The following is a 2,093-nucleotide window of genomic DNA, read 5'->3' on the forward strand; positions in this document are numbered from 1 at the left end:
ATACTTCTATTACTAACTTATCTCAAAGTTCTAATGCACAAGCTAGCTCTTTAGAACAATCTGCTACTGCTATAGAAGAAATAACTCAGTCTATGCAAAATGTATCTAATAAGACTAATGAAGTAATCTCTCAATCTGAAGATATTAAAAGTGTTACTGTTATTATTAAAGACATAGCAGATCAAATAAATCTCTTAGCTCTTAATGCAGCTATAGAAGCTGCACGTGCAGGAGAACATGGAAGAGGCTTTGCAGTAGTAGCAGATGAAGTAAGAAAACTAGCAGAAAGAACTCAAAAGTCTTTAGGAGAAATAGAATCTAATACTAATATCTTAGTTCAATCTATTAATGATATGGCTGAATCTATAAAAGAACAAGCTAATGGTATAACTCAAATAAATGATGCTATATCTTTATTAGAACAATCTACTCAAGGTAATGTAAATATAGCTGATGATGCTACTAAGATATCTAGTAATGTAACTCATATAGCAGATGAGATAATGAGTGATGCTAATAGGAAGAAGGTGTGAGAGGGGGGATAAATGGGGAGGAGAGAGAAAGAGAATTAAAGGAGGAGAGAAAGAGAAGGGAAGAAATATATATAAATTAAATAGGCAAAAAGGAGAGAAGATAAGAAGTAAGTGTTAGCTTACTTCTTAAATAAGGGATTTACCAAAAATAGCATTATGTTAATTTTCAAGCTGCTGTAACTTTGTTTGCGAGAATTAATGTTTTCTTTAGTTTATAAAAGGATATACACATGGCTGGCTTTTTCAGAAACATTAAGATTAAATACAAAATACTATCAATTTCTATAATATCCATAGTGGTATTAGCTCTTTCAATGCTTTATATAGTTACTTATACAACTAGTTATATAAAACAAAGATTAGACACTACATTAGAACATGAATCAGAAGAAAAGATGAAAATAGCTGTACAGTCTATGGCTATGGCAATTAGTGAAGGCGTTAAAGACTTACCTACACGAAAAGAAAAATTAGCCTTACTACAAAGGATGGTAAATAATACTTTTTATAATTACGACAACACAGATGGTGATAAAGGCTCATTTTTTGCCTTTGATGGGACTATTTTAGTTGGCTATCCAAGTAGGTTTGGTGCTAAACTAGGAGAAGACTGGAAAGATGTAACCGATCCAAATGGGGTAAAACTAATATTGGACTTACAAGCTGCTGCTAATAAAGGTGGTGGTATAACAAGATATATGTGGCATCTAACTGATATGAACTCCCCTCTAGCTCCTAAAGTTTCTTACGCCTACCCTATAGCATCTATGCCAGGTGTATGGGTAGGTAGTGGAATATACACTCAAGATATACAAAATAATATTAGCCGTTTCAGCAATGCTATCCGTACTAATATCTTATATACAGCCATAATTTCTATAATAATTTTTATACTTATCACTTTCCCTATAGTGATGATAATTTCAAGATACATATCTAAGGGACTAGGCAATATAGGATTAATCTTTAATGAGTTTGTGCTCTTTTTAAAACAAGATGAGCGTGCTAATAAAGCTAATATAGATAAGCTAAAGATTGGGAAAGATGACATAGGCATGATTATTAATAATGTTAGTAGATCTATAGGTTTAGCCCAAGAAAGTTTAAGTAAGGATAAAGTGTGTGTGGAAGAGATAATAGAGACATTAAAGTCTTGCAAACAAGGTAACTTTAAAGCAACCTTAAAACATGCTCCTTCTAATCCTCAGCTATCTCTTGTTAAGCAATTCCTAGAAGACTTTTTAAAAGAACTATTAGATAATATGAATTCAATTAGTGCAACTATCAATCACTTCTCTAAAAATGACTTTAAAGAGAGTATAGATACTACAAATCTAAAAGGTGAGTTTTTAAATATATCTAGCAGTGTAAATGTATTAAAAGATACAACTGTAAAAGATACAAAAACTTCTCTAGGCATAGCTCAAAAGTTAAATGAAGAAGCTAAAAAACTAAATACTTCTATTACTAACTTATCTCAAAGTTCTAATGCACAAGCTAGCTCTTTAGAACAATCTGCTACTGCTATAGAAGAAATAACTCAGTCTATGCAAAATGTAT

Annotated in this window: 2 protein-coding genes; both read left to right on the forward strand. The window is 31.5% G+C overall.

From position 1 onward, the window contains the following. On the forward strand, positions 1 to 533 hold a 533-nt coding region (locus BKH43_RS08320), incomplete at its 5' end, for a methyl-accepting chemotaxis protein (RefSeq protein WP_253248038.1). A 230-nt stretch (positions 534 to 763) separates the two neighbouring features. Beyond that, positions 764 to 2,093: methyl-accepting chemotaxis protein (locus BKH43_RS08325; RefSeq protein ID WP_143429068.1), on the forward strand; the 1,330-nt coding region annotated here is incomplete at its 3' end.

Source organism: Helicobacter sp. 13S00401-1 (assembly GCF_002272925.1).
In the GTDB taxonomy this organism is placed as follows: Bacteria; Campylobacterota; Campylobacteria; order Campylobacterales; family Helicobacteraceae; genus Helicobacter_I.